This is a genomic window from Bacillus sp. FJAT-53060, from assembly GCF_037104745.1.
In the GTDB taxonomy this organism is placed as follows: Bacteria; Bacillota; Bacilli; order Bacillales; family Bacillaceae; genus Bacillus; species Bacillus stratosphericus_B.
The window spans coordinates 1-19,433 of sequence record NZ_JBAWSW010000031.1; the positions used below are offsets into that span (position 1 = coordinate 1).

The window sequence follows — 19,433 nt, forward strand, 5'->3', positions numbered from 1 at the left end:
AATTCTTCTACCAGTTTGATTGACGTTTCCTTATCAACTTCCTTTCCAATTCGTTGTACTTTTTTAAAACTTCATTCTGTTGTCTCAGATAACGATTTTCTGCCTGCAGTCTCTCTAATTCCGAAGAGTACTCGGGACCCTTTCCATAGATATATTGTTTTCCAACAGGCTGTTCGAACCTGTGTGTATCCCCAGCCTTATGCCACCTCACCCATGTCTGAACCTGCGTCTTATTCTTGATATTCAATTCCTGCATGATCTCTTTCATAGGTACACCTGCCAATCTCATTTCTACAGCCTTCTGTTTGACTTCAACTGGATAACTCACTCTTGTCCCCATAGAAAAAACACCTCCATGTTTTATTTCGGATCACAACGGTCCGTTTTCAAACTTGAAGGTGTTTTTTATTTGTCTCATCTTAGGGGGTCAGTCCCAAGATTCCCTCACGCTTTTTTATTGATTAGTTGCTTTTTACGTCTTTGCCTTTGTATGTTCCGCAAGATTTGCAAACACGATGAGAAATTTTCATTTCACCGCATTCTGGGCAAGCTACCATACCAGGTACTTGTAGTTTGAAATGCGTACGACGCAATCTTTTTTTCATTTTAGAAGTTCTTCTAAAAGGTACAGCCATTATTCCCACCTCCTTAAAGAGTTAAGATTCATTATTTTCTTCTAATAGCTTCTTCAAGCCTTCCAGACGCGGATCAATTCGGTTTTGATGTGCATCTTCCGAAATGACAGCCCAGTCATTCCCTTCTTGTGGTGCAGCACCTTTTACGTCTGTTTGGTCGCAAAAGATTTGCATCGGCACTTCAAGAAGAATTTCTTCCTTGACTATAGGCGTTAAGTCGATAATATCGTCTTCCACAACGGAAACGTCTTCATCTTCTATATCGTCTGTCTTATGAAGTACAAATAGTTCTTTTGTTGAGATCGCAAATGGATAATTTACATCAACAAGCGTTCTTGAACAAGGCAATGTCATTTCACCTGTGATGGTTAAGTAAAATGCGACTTGCTTTGATTCGATCACTCCAGTCCCTTTCACCTCTACTGGTGAAATACGACGTATATCTGAATGAAGGCTAGTAAGTTCATTTAAGTCAACCGTCTCATGAAAATCGAAGCTGTTTTTGGCTTTTTGATGTAACTGATAAACTGTCCATTTCAATTGTATCACCTCTAAGAGCAACAAACATGATTATAGCTTTCATCATGCTATTTGTCAATATTTTTTCTTTACAGTCCTTCGTGATGTCAGAGGGTTGTTTGACATCAGTTCCTTAAATGCCTACACTGAAAAAAATGGGCTTCATTTTTCCCTTATGCTACTGTAGCATAGACCATTTAACCATAGCAAGAAAGGCGGAGCATATAATGAAAGCAGTGGGAGTCGTTGTAGAGTACAATCCATTTCATTATGGACATGCCTATCATGTTCGTCAGGCAAAAAAACAAACCTCCTCAGATGTTGCCATTGCCGTTATGAGCGGTTCCTTCCTTCAGCGCGGAGAACCTGCAATCGTCTCAAAATGGGCACGTACAAAAATGGCACTGCAAAACGGTGTAGACATTGTGTGTGAGCTTCCATACATATACGCGGTACAAAAGGCAGAAACTTTTGCAGGTGGCGCTGTGTCTATCCTAGATGCTTTAAAATGCCGCTCTCTTTTTTTCGGAAGCGAGGATGGGGACATCACGGCATTTGAGCGCACAGCACACGCTTGGCATGAGAAAAAAGCAGAGATTGACTTTTTAACAAAAAAGAGGGTAAAAGAAGGTCTTAGTTATCCGGCAGCAGCAGCCACTGCGTTTCAAGAGGCCATTTATCCTGGGCATTTACTGGACCTGTCGAAACCGAATAACATCTTAGGCTTCCATTATGTAAAGGCCATCTTAGAGAGATTTCCTCACTTGCAGCCCTTTACCTCTCAAAGAATTGCATCTGATTACCATGATGAAGAACTTCCTGAAAACCAGAAAATCGCAAGCGCAACAAGTATTCGAAAAGCCTTAAAAGAGCACAGCTCTTTTGAAGCGGCTACACCTTACCTTACGGCCGCTACTTTAAAGCAATTACAGGCCTATCAATCTTCATACGGTCTTTTACATACACAAGAAGCCTATTTTCGTTTCTTAAAACATGTCTTTCACACAATGGATATGGCCGAACTAGAGGAGATATACGAAATTGAAGAAGGCATTGAACACCGTATGCAAAAAGCGATCACACACGCATCTTCCTATGAGGAATATCTATCACACGTGAAAACAAAACGATATACATGGACAAGGTTACAGCGAATGAATACGCACCTTTTAATGAGAGTAAAGAAAAAGACAATGCATGAGCTAATTGAAGAGAAAACAGCGCCCTACATTCGTTTACTCGGTATGTCAAAGAAAGGGCAGCAATATTTGTCACTTGTAAAAAAAGAATTGGATGTTCCGCTCGTGAGTAAACTGTCTTCCTTTTCACATCCCGCACTTGATGTTGACATTCGCGCTGCTCGCGTCTTCAGCCTTCCCATCTGCGAGCCAATGCAAACGGACTTAACGGAAGCAGAATTTAAAACATCACCAATTCGATATGATGAAGTTACTGGTCTCTTTCAATCTCGATAAAAAAGAGCAGCCTTGACGAGGGCTGCTCTTTTATTATGATGCTTTCTCTTTTAATTTGTTTACATAATTCAGTGCATCTTGCATCGTATCAACAGGGACAATTTTCATATCACTTTTAATATCTTTTGCTGTTTTGACTGCATTTTTGTAGTCTGAGTTAGGATCACCTTTATCGTTTGGTGCAAAGAATATGTCTTTCCCTGCTTTATCGGCGGCAACGACCTTTTGATCAATTCCGCCAATTGGTCCAACCGTACCATCAGCATCAATCGTTCCAGTCCCCGCAATCGCATAGCCGTGAGTTTCGTCTTCTTTTGTCAGCTGATTATACATTTCAAGCGACATCATTAAACCTGCCGATGGGCCACCGATATTTTCAATATCTACTTTAATAGAAGGTGATACTTTTACATGACGGTCTGTATACAATGATACGCCAATTCCCACCCTTTTTGGCTCCTCTTTAAATGGTTTTAAGGTCACTTGCTTTGTGACCTCTTTCCCATTACGTTCGAGTACAAAGCGGACAGATGTACCTGCTTTTTTGCTGCTGATATACGAAACCATTTTATCAGCAGAATCATAGGTCTTGCCGTCAACATTTTTAATCCGATCGCCCACTTCAATTTTTCCGTATGCAGGCATGCCTTTCATCACGTAACTTGCATATACCCCGTTAAACGTATAATCCACTTTTTTCCCTGCTTTTGTATACGCTGCTATCATCGCATTTTCTTGAGAGCTTTTCATCAGCTGAAGCTGTCGTTTCATATAATCTTCATCTGATTCTCCGTCTGCTTTAATGTTTTCTTCTGGGACAATCTCGTCATACTTGTTCATTTTAGCAAGCAAATACGTATATGGATTGGCTGGACCTACTTTAATGGTCATCAGCGAGAAGCTGCCCTTCTCACCATACCCTCCGTCCACTTTAATGTGCGGAGCAATCTCTGTTGCATCACCCGGCTTTGTCACGTAATACGGCAGTTTGACAAAAGTTAAGCCAAATAATACAAGGACAACTACAAAAAAGCTAAGCCAGCGAATATTCATTTTTTTCATTCGATTAACACTCCCATTTATCAATGACATCTTTCAGTTTAACTTTTAGTTGATCTGCTGCGAGTTCACCTGCTTCAATCATTTCTTGAACTTGAGTAAACGCGCTAGAGCTAAATGTTTCAAGCTTCGGCCTGATCATGAGATCTGCGTGAATGGTTTGATGACGAACCAATTCATTTTGAAGGATGTCCAAACTTTGCATAATGACATCCGATAATCTCGTCGCCTTTTCTGTTTTTTTCACTCTTGATACATCAGAGGCGATAATGAGGTCTGCACCCATTTCTTTTAAAACTGAAACAGGAATGCGGTCAACAACCGCTCCATCTACCAATTGCCTGCCTCCTATTTCGTGCGGAACAAACACGCCTGGAATGCTAATGCTCGCTCTGACTGCTTGCGAGACAGAGCCTTCTTTAAACACAAGCTTTTCTCCTGTCTGTAAATCACAAGCAACAATCGCAAGTGGCATTCGCAATTCCTCGATTTTTTTTCCATATGTAAACGTGTGGATCAGCTGCAAAATTCGATTCCCTTTTAAAAGACCGATTTTTGGCAGTGTATAGTCAGCATAATACTTTCTTCTGAAGACAAGTGCAAGTTTTTTCATTTTTTCTACGTCTTGTCCTGCCGCATAAAAGCTGCCAACAAGTGCGCCAATACTGCTTCCCGCAATCATATCCACCTGAATTCCTTGTTTTTCAAGACTAGATAAAACTCCGATATGCGCCATTCCCCTAGCACCCCCGGAGCCTAGCGCAAGCCCGATGATCGGTCGCTTCATGAAAATCCAACCTCCTCTTTCTATGCATATATACGAATCTATAGGTCTAAACATGCACCTTCTGCTCGTATAGTAATAGAAGACAGGCTCGGCTAATTTCTTTCTTTTTCTTTGATCACGAGCTCGCCAATAGATCATAACGGCAAGGGGCGAAATCTTCATGAAAAAATGGAACACTATGTTCATCGCTGCTTTTTTTATCTTTTTAACCGCCACTGTGATTACACATCCACAAGCCTCTTTGCAAGCATCAAAAAATGGACTTGCAATGTGGTGGGAGGTTGTATTTCCATCATTGCTGCCTTTTTTTATTTTGTCCGAGCTATTAATTAGTTTCGGGATTGTCAGATTCGTCGGGGTGTTATTAGAACCATTTATGCGCCCCATCTTTCGAGTGCCTGGTGTAGGCGGATTTGTATTGGCTATGGGAATGGCCTCAGGCTTCCCCTCTGGCGCTAAATTGACGACAAGGCTCAGACAGGAAGGACAGCTGACGAGAATCGAAGCAGAACGCCTTGTTTCGTTTACGAATTCATCGAATCCATTGTTTATTTTTGGAGCGGTGGCTGTTGGTTTTTTTCATCACCCAGCTTTAGGGATTGTCTTAGCCTGTGCACATTATTTAGGAAACCTTGCTGTCGGTGTGACGATGCGCGGGTATAAAGCACGGCATGATGCGCATCTTAGAAGCCGAAAGGGATTTTTATTTCCACCTTTTAAAGAGGCATTCAATGCCCTTCATACAGCAAGGCTCGCAGAGAAAAGACCGCTCGGCCAAATTTTAAGCGATGCTGTCATGTCGTCAGTACAAACACTCTTTATGATAGGCGGATTTATTATCTTATTCTCTGTCTTTAGTAAAATGTTGTCCGTTGTTCATGTGACAGATCTTCTCTCCATAGGCATCGGATTTATGCTGCAAACGATGCACCTTCCACCAGAATTAGATCTAGCCATGATTGCCGGTTTATTTGAAATCACTTTAGGAAGTCAGTTAACAGGCTCACAAGAGGTTATACTTCTCGCCAAAACAATTGTTGTCAGCTTTATTTTAGGATTTAGTGGGTTCTCCGTTCAAGCCCAGGTAGCCGGCATTTTAGCCGCAACAGATATACGCTTTAAACCGTTTTTCTTCGCCCGTTTGCTTCACGGGATTTATGCATCTTTCTTTGCGTTTTTATTATTCGAACCGCTTTATGTATCTCGGTCAGACATGGTTCTTCCGGCAGGAACATTTGAAACAAGCCATCAAGTCGTCATGTTCAGCAGTGTGTTGTGGAATCAGCTTGTGCAAGCTGGTCCTTTAATCACCTTGTTCAGCCTGATCGTGTATATTGCTTTATACTATCAGAAACTAAAAAATGAATGAGTGCACGATTGCACTCATTCATTAAATTTTTCTTTCAGCGCTTCTTCTACCTCTTTTGGTACAAGCTCTTTGACTGATCCATGATACTTCGCTACTTCTTTGACAATGCTTGAGCTTAAGAAGGAGTATTGATTATTGGTCATCATGAAGAACGTTTCAATTTCATCATTTAAGACTTTGTTCATCGATGTACCTTGCATCTCATATTCAAAGTCCGTCACAGCTCTTAGTCCACGTAAAATCACTTTGGCTTCTTTCTGTTTCGCATAATCGACAAGCAGTCCATGAAAGGATTCAACTTTGATGTTTGGCAAATCCTTTGTCGCTTGCCGAATGAGTTCGCAACGTTCTTCAACTGTAAATAACGGTTTTTTTGAGGAGTTATTTAATACACATACATACACTTCATCAAAAATATTTGCTCCTCTTTTGATAATATCTAAATGGCCCAATGTGACTGGATCGAAGCTACCTGGACAAACGGCTATATTTCCCATGCTTCATTTCCCCGCTTTCTATAGATCGTAATGCCAGTCAATCGGTACAGTTCCTGCCTTGATATGTGGAGCTGTCCAGTTTCATTTGGCAACATGACGTCTTTATCGTGCTCACAAACAATCACGCCATCATCTGCTAATAGGGAGTGCTCATCAATCATATCAAGAAGTGCTTTCAGCTTTTGATCTTGATAGGGCGGATCAAGAAAGATGGCTTGAAACGATTCTCCTCGCTTCACAATGGCTGCTAATGCACGCTGGGCATCATTTTGAAATACTTCACTTTGATCCATCAGCAACAGTTGACTCAAGTTTTCTTTAATCGTCTGAATCGCCTTCATATCTCGATCAATGAATATGCAATGATCGAATCCTCTAGAAAGAGCTTCAATTCCTAAACCACCGCTTCCTGCAAATAAATCAAGAGCCCATCCACCATCAAAATACGGGCCAATCATATTAAAAATAGATTCCTTTACTTTATCTGTTGTCGGTCTTGTTGATTGACCTGGTACCGCTTTGAGCGTACGGCGTTTTCTCGTTCCAGAGATGACTCTCATTTTCCCACCACTTTTTCTGCTTGCATCTATGATCATTGTCTTATGACAAAAATTCCAACATTATCTTACCACATCCACTCCACATGGGACAATGCGTAGATTTTCATCATTTTATATGTATACATGACAGGCTAAGGGGTCATACTACTTGTAACAGCATCTGATGTGGTGCTGTGCCAACCGCGGAGAAGACTTACGTTTCCCCATAAGTTCTTCCTCCGGTTTCTCCTCTCCCTTTGCCTTCTCCTTAATGAAACATTAAGAATAGAAGGACCCCGCGGGTGATGCCGTGGGGATTTTTTTGTGGCTTTAAAAGCCCACCTTATAATCATACTCTTTTGCTTTGTCCAATTTGGATTCGTACTCTAATTTAATAAAGGGCTTATATGAAGGCTCAACACGTTTCACAAATGGTAATGAGCTTAGCTTTGCCATGTGGCGGTCGAGCTCATTCATATTACAATAGATCACTGCATATTTCATTTTCCTTGAAATATAGTGAACATTCCCAAATTTCCTTAGCGCATTTGACTGCTTTAACGAATGCAGCCAAACAACCATGCCTTGACGTTTGGTTTCCATCTTTTCACCTGCCGTTTTTAATTCTTTTCAGCCAATATGGAAAAGACGAGACGTTCAAGTCTCGTTAAGATACTTTACAGCCACAGCTGCCTCCTGATTGACAGCCCCCGCCGCATGATGATAGACCATCAAAATATGGGTTCCCTGTTGGAACTTTAATATATGCTGATACAGCTTGACCGAATTCAATACTAATCTCATCTAAAATGCATTGAATCGCTGTTTCTGCTTTCTTGAAATCAACCACTGTATCGTGAAGATCTAGCTTTCTTTTGACCTCACGCATTTCCTTTGTGGTCGTTCTATAGTCTGGATGGTATTTGCCGAACCGCTGCACACCCTCATATTGCTCTTTTACTTTTGTAAAATGGGCAATAATTTGTTGGGCTTCTTCGTCTTGCTGGAGACGCTTAAAGCAGTTTCGGTAATGTTCAGCCTCCTCCGACTGAAGAATCATGGCAGCCAATTGATTTGCTTCCTCTTGGAGCTCCACAGATTCGATTGTCGCATACATAAATGTTGCACCTCCAATCATAGTTTACCACGAAACCTATTGATCAGAAAATCCTTTTACGTAACAAATACATCCAATGTTTCTCTTTTCTGTTTATATTCAGGGTGACGGGAATTCAGCACAACGGTCACTTTATGCTTTCCTTTTGAAAGGTGCTTGACCACAAATGCAGCAGTATACTCATTGTCCGCACGCTTCCCATCTACATATACTGTGAAGTATCCCACCTTCTTATTCTTTTTTCCAAGTGAAGGCTCAAGATGGAAATCTTGAAGCGTACTTTCTATATAGACAGCTGATCCCTGCACTTTGTATTTTAAAAAGCCTTGCTGCTTTATTTCAATTTGGGCTTACTGCATCACTTGTACTGCTGGTTCTTGCTTGATCACTTCCTCTTGTTCATGTTGACTTTGACACCCGGTCACAAGAAAAAGCAATGCGCATATTGACAGAATCCATTTCATCTTCTGATTCTCCTTTCGTCTACTTTCATAGGATGCTCATGAACTAGACATCTTAATCAACTCAAAAAAGCCTCATTCGGCTCCATTTTGATTGCGCATTGCTTGGAACATTTGAATCATCATTTCGGCCATTTGGACACTATTGCTTAACTGACTCACACGATGAGGAATGGTTTTTTCGTAAAAGTTCATTTTATCTAATTCAAAGGAAGATAGATTTTCAGGATGTCGAGTCAGCTGTCTGTACCAGAGAGGACGTTGTCTAATGAATTTGATTCGATCCTCTTCTGCCATGACAAACTCCTGTACTTCTCTCCGCACCAAAAGCATCCCCTTTCAATTAATCTTTCCTGAAGGAGAATGGGTGCTGACTGCCTCCAGACGAACCCTTCTTTGAGCCATTTGATGAAAATTGGCCAAGTAAGCTTTGTAAAGAGGAAATAGACTGGCTCATTTTGTTAATCTGCTCATTCATTTGATCAGCGTCCATTTTTTTCACAGCAGAAACCATTTTAGACACAAAATCTGCTTTTCCCGGTTCACTGTGCTTAGAGGCTTTTTCTTCTTTTACTTCTTCAGATTGCGTTTGCCTGTAAGGAGACCACATCTCATCTTCCTCACCAAACATAACCCAATTCTCATATAGAGTTTGCCAGCTTTTTTCTTGCGTCTGCACTTCTTGAATTAATTTCGGATGGCGTTTGACAAATTGTTTAAATTCATCAATGGATGTTTGCTTTTGCTTGTTTGTCATATCCTCACCCCCCATACAAATGCCTACTATACTATATACACCAATATTTGTTTTGGTGAGCCCCTTTTTTACAAAAAAACAGCCGCATTTGCGGCTTTGTTTTAAGATGTTTTCTTGATGAAGTTTTGCGTATAATATTTTTCTTTCACACCTACGCCAAGGTGCGTGTAATCTTTATTTAATAACGCCTTCCGGTGACCTTCGCTATTAAGCCAGCCTTCTACAGCTGCTGGTCCATCTACATAGTTGTAAGCAATGTTTTCACCTGCGAGCTGAAATGTAACCTCTCCCCTTTCTAATCTGTCTTTCAGCGTACCGTATTTTTTAGATTCGTGGGAGAAATAATGATTCTCTTTCATGTCCTCACTATGCATGAATGCCACCTCGGAGGTTTCATCGTCCCACTTTAAGGTTGGAAGATTGTACTTATGGCGGATAATATTGGTCATATCAAAAATTTGTTTTTGACTAGAAGCTTGGATTTCTTTCCATTTTTCTCCTGATATCGTTTCAGGTTCTATCAATTGACCTCGATAGACGACTTCATAAGGCTTTTGTTTCACAAATGTATCCGCATTAAAGACCCTGATACTTGAAAGGGTGCTTTCAAACTTATCCATGTAGAGCTGAACATAGACATCATCTCCCACTTTCACCGTTGGCCTTGTATTCATATCATCTTCTGAGAATTCAAAGCGAAATGAATTTTGCTTATCCTCTACATGAATGTAAGGAGCGATTTGTGTTTTTTTAAATACTTTACTTGTGGCTTGACCGATTTTAAACGGTTCCACATTGAGCCCGTCTCCTGTTGCAAACAAGGTGACCACTTGACTATCTTTTACCCCTACTTGAATATAGTGCTTCTTCGATTGATTGTAAATCCACCAGTCATAATCATATGCTGAAGGATCAATGCGATCTGGTTCCCCCAGCTGTTTAAGCACTTCGTTTGATGATTTTCCCATAAAGGACATGAGGCCCTTTTTTGGGATGTTAATCGGCTTATCGCTAGATGTTTCTTCATTAGACACCTTCGGTTCATTGCTGTTATCTTTTTCTGGTGAAGATCCATATTGAATGAACAGAACGTACGTTCCGGATATAATCAGGAGGATGAAGAGTGTTTTGAGCACAGTTTTCAAATAAACACCTCCGTTAAATTGGCAAGGCACAAAAGTACCTTCTATTGTCATTTAAACAAAACTTGCTCCATTTATCAACGACAATACAGCCTATTTAACACGAATTTAAAATATGCCCCTCTTAGTGAAGAAATCCTTGTCCATGATCTTGATCTTGTTGAGAAATTTCAGTAAGCGCATCCCCCGCACGATCATTTGACAAATCTTCAACTGATAAATCTCCAAGAGCTACGATACCCGTTAATGCTCCGCTTTTTACAATGGGAATACGGCGGAGCTGATGCTCTGACATCAACCGGACAATCTCTTCAAGCGTCGCATCTTCTTCAGCTGTCAGTACTTCCTTCGTCATGAGCGCGCCAACTTCTTGTGAGTTTGGCTTTTTTTCAGCAATACCTCTGAGTACAAGGTCACGGTCTGTCAAAATTCCAACGAGTTGATCTCCGTCAACCACTGGAATGGCGCCGATGTCAGCATCTCTCATTTTCACTGCCGCTTCGTAGGCATTGTCGTTCTTTTGGCAAGTCACCACTTTTTTTGTCATAATCTCTTTGATTTTTTTCGTTTTCACGTTGATTCCTCCATCCGTTATTTTTTCTTTATTACTATAACCAGCTTATAAAAGAACATACCTTTCACAGTTGAAAGTTTAACGCTTTCATACTATGATTGTCAGTAAAGGGAATTTTTAAAAGGAGGGGTTTTGGGTGAAGTTTGAAGGTACAGGGATTGAAAAGGTATCATCTGACTTAAATAAATTGGATTTCATCATGGAAAGTGAAGGATTTGTACGAGCCGATCAATGGGATTATGAGCGTGTGACGTTCGACAGGAAGTATAGCATGGTCGAGGGAACATTTTATTTACGCATTTCTGGCTACGCCACTGAAGGAGATGTCGGTTCCAAAAAGGCACGCATTCAGCTACTAACACCTTTACTTGGAAAACACTATTATCCGCATGGTGTTGAATATGGCGAGGGCGAAGATTTCCCTAAATCCCTTATCCAATCAAGTAAAAAAACACTTGATCGGCTGAAAGAAAAACTAGAATCAATGACTGCTGAAGCATAAAGAAAAGCACAGCCCATGCGGCTGTGCTTTTCTTTATTCATATTTCGGAATGAGCGCATTTGGCACGGCATCTTTCGCTCTTTCTTTTCTGGCCCAATCAAAGAAGACAACAGCAAGAATAGATCCGTAAACAATTTCCTGAATAATTTTCATCAAAATAGCACCTAGCTGCTGATCCTCCAGCAAGGGCAGTGTGTGAAACATATCAGGGCCAGTTAGCGCAAGACCTGTGAGCATATCGCTTGGCACACATAGATGAAGTGCTTGAATCCACGCACCGGCATCAGAGTAGGTCGCATAGATCGGTGCATCACTAAACATGATCAGTGCACAGGCTGGTGTCATCAATATACCGTCTGCCATAATATATCCAAGCTTTAAAATTCCTGTGAGCTGCGGCTGACTTTGGACTTTATGGACAAGCGGCCACCACATGAAAAAAGCAGCGATAAAAATAACAACCGTCATCAATGCATGATAAAATGGATCAGTTTTTACAAAATCAAATACAAGCGGAATGTGATAAAGCGAAAACAACCCGTTAAACCCAAGCAATGCAATTAATGGCTTTGAAAACAAACGAAACATTTGCTGAATGCCTGGCGTTTGTATGATCCGCTCCCAAATGGCCGCAGGTAATCCTGTAATGAGGAGAGGCGGGATAACTAAATAGAGCACCGCCATTTGCGCCATATGTGCACTGAACATAATATGCCCCATTAAATCAATTGGGCTTCCTTTTACCGCATATAACAGAACAAGCCCCGTCAGAAACAACGTTTTTTCTTTCACCGTCGCACGGTGCTTTCCCTTTGTAACAAGAAGCAGATAAAGAGCAGCTGCTATGACAATACAAGTCAAATAGTAAGGGCTCCATAATGCCCGAAATCCGAATATTTCTAAGTTCTCCATTGCTGCGCCTCCTTCAAGGGCAAACCGGGCTTACCACCAAATAATGGTCAAAAAGGCTAATACGGTAATAAACGCGACAAACACACCTGAATAAAGAAACAATGCGGGTGTTTCATGCCCTTTTTGGTTCATGTGCATAAAATAATAAAGCTGAAAAGCCACCTGAATGACTGCAAGCAGTAAAATAAATGGTACTGCGAACCAATTCCCGACGTCTTCAGAAGCAATCGTTAAAAATGCAACAAATGTTAATCCAATCATCAAGCCAAAAGAAATGAGCTGATGCTTCATTTCTTCGGCATTTTTCTTTTTACGATATACAAGATCGACTTTGGACTGATTTGTGTTTTTATTTCCCATTCTTATCCCACCATTCCCATTAAATATACAACGGTAAAGATGAAGACCCACACAACATCAATGAAGTGCCAATATAGACTTGCCACATAATATTTTGGTGCATTGTATAAATCTAGTCCGCGTCTCATATTTCGAATGATAAGAGCGGTTATCCAGCAAAGTCCAAATGCAACGTGAGCCCCGTGAGTTCCCACTAATGTATAGAAAGCAGAACCAAGAGCAGAGCTGGTAATAGTAAATTCATACTCATGCACATAGTGATAGAACTCATAAATTTCAAGTCCTAAAAATCCAGCACCTAATAGAACGGTCACGCCGAGCCAAAGCTGCATTTTTTTAAAGGCAAAGTTTTTCATATGATACATTGCATACACACTCGTTAAACTGCTCGTTAACAGGAGCATTGTGGCAATAAAGACAAGTGTGAGGTCAAACATATCAGTTGTTTTTGCCCCGCCTGCATTTGAGTTTTTCAGTGCCAAGTAAGTGGCAAATAAAGATGCAAACAGAACGGTTTCTCCCCCAAGAAACAACCAGAACCCAACGAACTTATTCTTTCCTTCTAACGTGGCTTTCTCAGGAGAAGCCGGAAAGGTTTCCGCTGTCATTTTTTGTGGTTCCATTAAGCTTTCACCCCTTTATCATCGTCATCGATCAAATCTTCTTTGTGTATATGGTATCCATGATCATCTTTAAGAGATCGAACCAGCATGGTCGCAAACGTAATACCAAGTCCAATCAAGATCACCGGAAGACCCCAGCTGTGTTCTTGACGATACATAAAGCCAAATGCTGACACAAAAAGACCGAATGAGATAATGATAGGCAAGATTGAATTGTTTGGCATGTGAATATCATCAAGTGGTTCAGATGCTGTCATTTCTTTTTTACCATCCATTTTCTCAATCCATAACGGATCAAGTCCTCTTACAAGCGGAAGCTGTTTAAAATTATATTCCGGTGGAGGCGAAGACACTGCCCATTCAAGTGTTCGTCCATCTCCCCAAGGATCGCTCGACACACGCTCTCCTTTTGCTGTTGTCCAAATGACGTTAATCAGCATGATGATCACTGCGACAAACATAAACAATGCACCAATCGTACTGACTAAGTTCCCAAGCTCGAGACCCTGACCTGGCAGGAACGTAAATACCCGGCGCGGCATCCCCCACAGACCCAAGAAATGCTGGATAAAGAACGTTAAATGGAAACCGATGAAAAAGAGCACAAAGCTAATTTTCCCAAGCTTCTCATCGAGTATTTTCCCAAACATTTTAGGCCACCAGTAATGCACACCAGCTAAAATTCCGTATACCACACCACCGATAATGACATAGTGGAAATGCGCCACAACAAAGTACGTATCATGGAACTGATAATCAGCTGCAGCTGCTGCAAGCATGACCCCAGTTACACCGCCAAGTAAGAATGACGGAATGAAAGCGACGGAATACAGCATTGGCGTCGAAAATTTGACATTACCGCCCCAAATGGTCAACAGCCAATTGAATACTTTGATTCCTGTAGGCACTGCAATCGCCATAGTGGCTACCGCAAAGATGGCATTTGCAATAGGTCCCAGACCTGTTGTAAACATGTGATGCGCCCACACCATGAATCCAAGGAAACCGATTAATACAGTGGCGAACACCATCGACGAGTAACCAAACAATCTTTTTCTCGCAAACACTGGAATGATCTCAGAGAAAATTCCGAATGCTGGAAGAATTAAGATATATACTTCTGGGTGTCCAAAAATCCAGAACAAATGCTCCCAGATGATCGTATTTCCTCCAAGATCTGGATTGAAAAAGCTCGTGCCAAACATTCTGTCAAACATCAGCATCGCAAGCCCTGCTGTTAATGGAGGGAATGCGAACAAAATAAGTGCAGATGCGACAAATGTCGTCCAAGTGAAGAGCGGCATTCTCATATACGTCATACCAGGCGCTCTCATATTAATGATCGTGACAAGAAAGTTGATACCAGCTATGAGTGTACCAATACCTGCTATCTGCAAACCTAAAATATAGAAATCCATACCATGCCCTTCTGAATTTAGCGTGAGTGACGCGTATGCAGTCCAGCCCGCATCAGGTGATCCGCCTAAAAACCAGCCAAGGTTTAAGAAAATTCCTCCGAAAAAGAAAAGCCAAAAACCAAGGGAATTGATAAACGGAAATGCTACGTCACGTGCACCAATTTGAATTGGTACAACCGCATTCATTAATGCAAATAAAAGCGGCATTGCTGCAAGGAAAATCATTGTCGTTCCATGCATGGTCATGATTTCATTGTAAACTCCTGCACTAACAAAATCATTTTCAGGGATGGCTAGCTGAATACGGATAAACATCGCTTCTAGACCGCCAACCAAAAAGAAAAATCCTCCTGCCACTAAATATAGTATGGCAATTTTTTTGTGGTCAACCGTCGTCAAGTAATCCCATAAGACAGCACCAAACCCCCGCTTTTTAGCTATTGTACTCACCATGAAATCCCCCTCTTATCTCCCATTTGCCCCTTTTCATATAGATGTCTATCTTAACGATCTTTAAAACAGACTGTATGACTACTTCTCGGATGTAGAGACATGTTCGGGAGCTCTTAACAAAAACTTCACATAGATCACATACCCATTTGAAAAATCATTAGATTCCGCCGCTCCAATTAGCAGCCACAAATGGAGCTACTCTGCTTTAAGATCTTTTAAATACTCGTAGAGTGCATCTGCTTCTGAGTCATTTAATTTAGGGTACGTCCCTGTCATCTTATTACCTGGTTTAAAGCTCTCAGGATCTTTTAGCCATGCCTTTACATTTTCTTTATTCATGTCTTTAATCCCAGCTACTTTCGTTCGCTCTCCGAAGGTTGCAAGGTTTGGAGCCGTCCTTGCCGCTTCTGGCCGTTCGTCCCCAGGCTCTACTGCATGACAGCTTAAGCAGTTTTTCTCTTTAAATAATTTTTCACCCTCTAGGGCTATGTTTGATGTAGATGTAGGCTTTTTGTAATCTGCCATCTTTTTGGTCCATCCTAAAAACTCATCTTGAGAAAGCGTTTTAACTTTAAAGTCCATTAAAGCATGCGATGGACCACAAAGCTCTGCACATTTCCCGTAAAAATATTCTCCTGCATCTTTGGTTCGTTTCGAATCAAATGTTAAATAAAACTTGTTCTCGTTTTCTGTGTTTGTATCGATTTTACCGCCAGCTGATGGAACCCAAAAAGAGTGTTTGACATCTGATGCTTTCAGCTTAAAGTATACCTTTTGATCTGTTGGTACAATCAATTCCTGACTTGTGACAATCCCATAATCAGGGTATTCAAATTCCCACCAATATAAGCTTGCTCTTACATTTACGACAAGTGTCTTTTCAGGATCTCTTTTTTTCTTATCCATCGCACTTGTATCCCCTAGCCCAATCGTGTATGCCACAACAGGTACAACGAGAATAATGAGTAGAAGAATTGGAATCACTGTCCATGTAATTTCTAGGTTACGGTTCCCTTCCACCTGTTTTGGAATCGTATCTTCTCCCACTTTAGAACGCTTGAATTTAATGATGACGTAAAAGAAAATGATCGATACAACAATGACGACAAGAACCATAATGAGTGTACTCAGTACCGTCAGGAAAAACTGTTTATCTGCTACTTCCCCAACTGGCTTGAGTGTTGATAAGTATGGTTCACCACAGCCCGCCAAAACAAGCGTCAGTAAGAGAAACAGTGAATAAACACGCCATTTTCTTATCATAATTTGTCCCAACCCCTTTTGCTTGATCTCCTTTGCCTTTCCCTTTTTACCTCTTATTTATAAAATCACTTATTACCCATCAATAACCCCCGCTTCTTATAAAAGCACTTACATTTCCTCTTTTCATAAAAAAATGATGTTTTTACTCAAAATACCATCTATGTATAAACAGAAAACCACCTAAATAGAACTGAATATCAGGCGGCTTTCATAGTTGTAAGAAAATGTTGTGTTATAAGATATAGCCTTTGTTTTGATGTGATCAAAGTGGATTTCACTCTAAAATAGTGTAATAATAATCATCGCAACGAAAAAGATCGTTAAGTAGTTTAATGAATAAACGAACATCAGTGTTGACCACTTCATGATGTCTTTCATTTTAAAGCCCAATAGGCCAAGCACGAGCCATCCAATGTTTAGCAATGTGCCAAGCGCAACAATCGGCCATCCTAATCCACCTAAGAAAAATGGAAGTGGAAGAAGACATGCAGTCCAAATGATGATTTGGCGCTTTGTAACCTCAAATCCATAGACAACTGGAAGCATTGGAATACCTGCCTTGCGATAATCTTCCGTTTTCTTAATGGCAAGTGACAGGAAGTGCGGGATTTGCCAAATGAACATAATCATAAACAAAACCCAAGCCGTTGTGTCGATTGTGCCTGTTACAGCTGTCCAGCCGATTAATGGCGGAACTGCACCAGATACACTTCCAATGACTGTATTAATAGTGTAATGGCGTTTAGACCACATGGTGTAAAGAACCGCATAAGTAAATACACCAATAAATCCAATCACTGCTGATGTAATAGTTGTCATCAGAAGCATAATGAGTCCCAGTACGACAAGCAACGTGCCAAATGCATACGCTTGCCCTGGCTGAACTTTACCTGTTACAGTCGGTCTTGTTTTTGTTCTTTCCATTAGTATATCAATATCACGGTCAAACGCATTATTAATGGCGCATGAACCGGCAATAATAAGAGAAGAACCAATCATTGTTAACAGAACAATATCAAGATTCCCAAGGAAACTCATATCTGTAAAATAAAAAGCAAGCCACATTCCAGTAAATGTTGTAATGAAGTTGGAATTAACGATGCCCATTTTAATAAGAGCAAGAAAATCTTTCCAAGCTGTTGTTTCTTCTATTTGTCCATGAATAGCTGCTTCCGCGGCTGTTTTGGAATTTGCCAATGTGTATAACCTCCCTTGCCCAAACCTTCAAACTGACAAATGATACATAAAATCGTTACAACTCTATCATACAAGATAAAGAGCTGTAAAAAAACATCCTATTAAATAATAAACGACAAACTTGAAGTTATTTGTGAACTTTTCGTGAATTTATTAGGATTGTGTGTGGTTCAGAAAGTGGTGCAAAATGAAATATTCCCTTCTCTATTTCTATCAGACTGTCAAAGAAAGATCAAGCACTCTAAATCTGTAAACTTTGTGAATGACCTTATCATTTTTTTGTGAACTTTGGTTATTAAGAATTGCACCAGAACACGCATTTGGCTTAAACTTGAGAGTATGTGAGGTTTTCATTTGTATCAGAAGTTCTTTAGAGAAGGTGAAATAATTTGATGAAATTTGCTTTAAGGCTATTAAGCGTTGTCACAACGTTTGTGATGTTGATCGTTCTGATTGGCGGTGCGCTTGTTACAAAGACTGGCTCTGGTCTAGGCTGCGGTAGACAGTGGCCCCTTTGCCACGGTCGTTTCTTTCCTGAAATGAACCCTGCCTCCATCATCGAATGGAGTCACCGCATGTCAACAGGAGTTTCCACCATTCTTGTACTGGCACTGGCGATTTTATGCTGGAAAAAAATTAGTCCAGTGTTCCGTGAAACCAAATTCTTGGTTATCATGTCCATTATATTTTTACTGCTTCAAGCGCTGTTAGGGGCTCTTGCGGTAGTGTTTGGTTCTAACGCACTTATAATGGCACTTCACTTCGGTATTTCGCTGATTTCTTTTGCTTCAGTCTTACTGCTAGCCCTTCTTGTGTTTGAGGCAACCAGATCTGAAACAAAGCTCGTGAAGCCGCTTCATATCGGCAAAAGGATGCAGTTCCATATTTATGGGTTGATCACCTATACGTATATCGTGGTGTATACGGGTGCTTATGTGAGACATACAAAATCAAGTCTTGCTTGTTCTGTCTTCCCATTTTGTTCAAAAGACGGCGCACTTCCGACTTATTTTAATCAGTGGGTACAAATGTCTCACCGAGCAGCAGCCCTTCTTTTATTCGTCTGGATATTTGTCGCTATGTTCCATGCCATTAAACATTATAAAGAACAGAAGCAGCTGTATTATGGATGGATCATTTCAGCCATTCTGATTACACTTCAAGCGATTTCAGGTGTAATGTCTGTTTATTCTCATCTTGCACTTGGCTATGCGCTTGCTCATTCATTCTTTATTTCTTGTTTGTTTGGGGTACTATGCTACTTCTGCTTACTCATTGCCCGGTTTAAATATGAAAACAGAGAGCCATTCAAATAAAAATATGTATCCCCCTTTATGCGAAAAGGGGGATTTCTTTTACTGTTGTTTTGCTTCTTGAAATAGCAAAATGTCTTTTTTGCGCCTTTCTTGATGGTTGACAGTAGGCAGTAAATATGTATCCACTTGAATTGTTCATCTATCGACAAGTTACTTGGTTCATGAACCCATTTTTCATCGACATGTTGTAGTTCTGGTATATATCTTCTGATAAATTCTCCGCTTGGATCCCAATTCCAACTTGGTACTCAATAAAAAAGACCGCGTTGATGTCATAAATATTCATAACCTGTTGAAAAGCGGGCAAGACATCATCATGGAAAAGATGAACATATAATTGAGATTCTCTCACTTCCTTGACGAAATGAGCCAAGTTTTGAAAGAAATGTTCATGGTTTAAATCAAGCTCCATTTCTTTAAAGGTCTAGATGATAAAAAGCAAATAATAGGTACTGAGG

At 40.6% G+C, this 19,433-nt stretch carries 24 protein-coding genes and 1 pseudogene; 4 read left to right on the forward strand and 21 right to left on the reverse strand.

Annotated features, from left to right (window positions below; all coding sequences use genetic code 11):
• From WAX46_RS11660 to WAX46_RS11670, 3 genes and pseudogenes are all read right to left on the reverse strand, one after another.
• Positions 1-340 (reverse strand): annotated as a pseudogene (locus WAX46_RS11660) (IS3 family transposase); the annotation flags it as partial.
• 121 nt (positions 341-461) lie between these two features.
• The gene (gene rpmF / locus WAX46_RS11665; protein ID WP_008354700.1) at positions 462-635 is read right to left on the reverse strand and encodes a 50S ribosomal protein L32; all 174 of its coding nucleotides are present in this window, start codon (positions 633-635) and stop codon (positions 462-464) included.
• Between the two features lie 21 nt (positions 636-656).
• Complete coding sequence (locus WAX46_RS11670) at positions 657-1,175, reverse strand: YceD family protein (RefSeq protein ID WP_226566954.1); 519 nt, start codon at positions 1,173-1,175, stop codon at positions 657-659.
• 206 nt (positions 1,176-1,381) lie between these two features.
• Here WAX46_RS11670 and WAX46_RS11675 point away from each other — a divergent pair, with 206 nt between their 5' ends.
• Positions 1,382-2,629, forward strand: coding sequence for a nucleotidyltransferase (locus tag WAX46_RS11675; protein ID WP_226566955.1), 1,248 nt, complete (start codon positions 1,382-1,384; stop codon positions 2,627-2,629).
• Between the two features lie 33 nt (positions 2,630-2,662).
• Here WAX46_RS11675 and WAX46_RS11680 read toward each other — a convergent pair whose 3' ends face one another.
• Together WAX46_RS11680 and WAX46_RS11685 are read right to left on the reverse strand one after the other, a co-directional pair.
• On the reverse strand, positions 2,663-3,691 hold the full coding sequence (locus tag WAX46_RS11680) for a SepM family pheromone-processing serine protease (RefSeq protein WP_226566956.1): 1,029 nt from the start codon (positions 3,689-3,691) through the stop codon (positions 2,663-2,665).
• A gap of 4 nt (positions 3,692-3,695) precedes the next feature.
• Entirely contained in the window at positions 3,696-4,475 is a 780-nt protein-coding gene (locus WAX46_RS11685; RefSeq protein WP_226566957.1) for a patatin-like phospholipase family protein, read from the reverse strand.
• 160 nt (positions 4,476-4,635) lie between these two features.
• Here WAX46_RS11685 and ylbJ point away from each other — a divergent pair, with 160 nt between their 5' ends.
• Positions 4,636-5,844 (forward strand): sporulation integral membrane protein YlbJ, encoded by a 1,209-nt coding sequence (gene ylbJ, locus WAX46_RS11690; protein WP_264188624.1) that lies wholly within the window; start codon positions 4,636-4,638, stop codon positions 5,842-5,844.
• 14 nt (positions 5,845-5,858) lie between these two features.
• On the opposite strand, the gene coaD is transcribed toward ylbJ, so the two are convergent.
• The 9 genes from coaD to WAX46_RS11735 form a co-directional block, all read right to left on the reverse strand.
• On the reverse strand, positions 5,859-6,341 hold the full coding sequence (gene coaD, locus WAX46_RS11695; protein ID WP_226566958.1) for a pantetheine-phosphate adenylyltransferase: 483 nt from the start codon (positions 6,339-6,341) through the stop codon (positions 5,859-5,861).
• On the reverse strand, positions 6,329-6,937 hold the full coding sequence (rsmD, locus tag WAX46_RS11700) for a 16S rRNA (guanine(966)-N(2))-methyltransferase RsmD (protein ID WP_264188625.1): 609 nt from the start codon (positions 6,935-6,937) through the stop codon (positions 6,329-6,331). The genes coaD and rsmD overlap by 13 nt, the downstream gene beginning before the upstream one ends.
• Before the next feature lie 273 nt (positions 6,938-7,210).
• Entirely contained in the window at positions 7,211-7,483 is a 273-nt protein-coding gene (locus tag WAX46_RS11705) for a YlbG family protein (RefSeq protein WP_226566960.1), read from the reverse strand.
• A 64-nt stretch (positions 7,484-7,547) separates the two neighbouring features.
• A complete protein-coding gene (locus WAX46_RS11710) occupies positions 7,548-7,997 on the reverse strand; it encodes a YlbF family regulator (RefSeq protein WP_226566961.1) in 450 nt (149 codons plus the stop codon).
• Between the two features lie 56 nt (positions 7,998-8,053).
• On the reverse strand, positions 8,054-8,224 hold the full coding sequence (locus WAX46_RS11715) for a hypothetical protein (protein ID WP_336494069.1): 171 nt from the start codon (positions 8,222-8,224) through the stop codon (positions 8,054-8,056).
• Positions 8,225-8,533: 309 nt separating this feature from the next.
• Positions 8,534-8,782 carry a YlbE-like family protein gene (locus tag WAX46_RS11720; protein WP_099680444.1) on the reverse strand — a complete coding sequence of 83 codons (249 nt, stop codon included), beginning with the start codon at positions 8,780-8,782 and terminating at the stop codon, positions 8,534-8,536.
• Between the two features lie 19 nt (positions 8,783-8,801).
• Positions 8,802-9,215: a YlbD family protein gene (locus tag WAX46_RS11725; protein ID WP_226566963.1), complete on the reverse strand. Its 414-nt coding sequence runs from the start codon at positions 9,213-9,215 to the stop codon at positions 8,802-8,804.
• Between the two features lie 101 nt (positions 9,216-9,316).
• The gene (locus WAX46_RS11730) at positions 9,317-10,360 is read right to left on the reverse strand and encodes a CAP domain-containing protein (RefSeq protein WP_226566964.1); all 1,044 of its coding nucleotides are present in this window, start codon (positions 10,358-10,360) and stop codon (positions 9,317-9,319) included.
• Positions 10,361-10,481: 121 nt separating this feature from the next.
• On the reverse strand, positions 10,482-10,904 hold the full coding sequence (locus tag WAX46_RS11735; protein WP_226566972.1) for a CBS domain-containing protein: 423 nt from the start codon (positions 10,902-10,904) through the stop codon (positions 10,482-10,484).
• Positions 10,905-11,067: 163 nt separating this feature from the next.
• Between WAX46_RS11735 and WAX46_RS11740 the strand changes: the two genes are divergently transcribed.
• Complete coding sequence (locus WAX46_RS11740) at positions 11,068-11,433, forward strand: YugN family protein (protein ID WP_226566965.1); 366 nt, start codon at positions 11,068-11,070, stop codon at positions 11,431-11,433.
• A gap of 33 nt (positions 11,434-11,466) precedes the next feature.
• On the opposite strand, the gene ctaG is transcribed toward WAX46_RS11740, so the two are convergent.
• From ctaG to cyoE, 6 genes are all read right to left on the reverse strand, one after another.
• The gene (ctaG, locus tag WAX46_RS11745) at positions 11,467-12,345 is read right to left on the reverse strand and encodes a cytochrome c oxidase assembly factor CtaG (protein WP_226569805.1); all 879 of its coding nucleotides are present in this window, start codon (positions 12,343-12,345) and stop codon (positions 11,467-11,469) included.
• Between the two features lie 30 nt (positions 12,346-12,375).
• Positions 12,376-12,705, reverse strand: a complete 330-nt coding sequence (gene ctaF, locus WAX46_RS11750; protein ID WP_003211520.1) for a cytochrome c oxidase subunit IVB — start codon at positions 12,703-12,705, stop codon at positions 12,376-12,378.
• A gap of 2 nt (positions 12,706-12,707) precedes the next feature.
• Positions 12,708-13,328: a cytochrome c oxidase subunit III gene (gene ctaE, locus WAX46_RS11755; RefSeq protein WP_264188778.1), complete on the reverse strand. Its 621-nt coding sequence runs from the start codon at positions 13,326-13,328 to the stop codon at positions 12,708-12,710.
• Entirely contained in the window at positions 13,328-15,199 is a 1,872-nt protein-coding gene (gene ctaD, locus WAX46_RS11760; protein ID WP_226569808.1) for a cytochrome c oxidase subunit I, read from the reverse strand. The genes ctaE and ctaD overlap by 1 nt, the downstream gene beginning before the upstream one ends.
• A gap of 195 nt (positions 15,200-15,394) precedes the next feature.
• Positions 15,395-16,462 carry a cytochrome c oxidase subunit II gene (gene coxB, locus WAX46_RS11765; RefSeq protein ID WP_226569810.1) on the reverse strand — a complete coding sequence of 356 codons (1,068 nt, stop codon included), beginning with the start codon at positions 16,460-16,462 and terminating at the stop codon, positions 15,395-15,397.
• Between the two features lie 279 nt (positions 16,463-16,741).
• Positions 16,742-17,659, reverse strand: a complete 918-nt coding sequence (gene cyoE, locus WAX46_RS11770; protein ID WP_226569812.1) for a heme o synthase — start codon at positions 17,657-17,659, stop codon at positions 16,742-16,744.
• Between the two features lie 392 nt (positions 17,660-18,051).
• Here cyoE and WAX46_RS11775 point away from each other — a divergent pair, with 392 nt between their 5' ends.
• Positions 18,052-18,975 (forward strand): COX15/CtaA family protein, encoded by a 924-nt coding sequence (locus tag WAX46_RS11775; RefSeq protein ID WP_226569814.1) that lies wholly within the window; start codon positions 18,052-18,054, stop codon positions 18,973-18,975.
• Here the strand turns inward: WAX46_RS11775 and WAX46_RS15875 are convergent.
• Entirely contained in the window at positions 18,918-19,187 is a 270-nt protein-coding gene (locus WAX46_RS15875) for a hypothetical protein (RefSeq protein ID WP_442895669.1), read from the reverse strand. The two genes, WAX46_RS11775 and WAX46_RS15875, sit on opposite strands and share 58 nt — an antisense overlap.
• Positions 19,188-19,433: the final 246 nt, after the last annotated feature.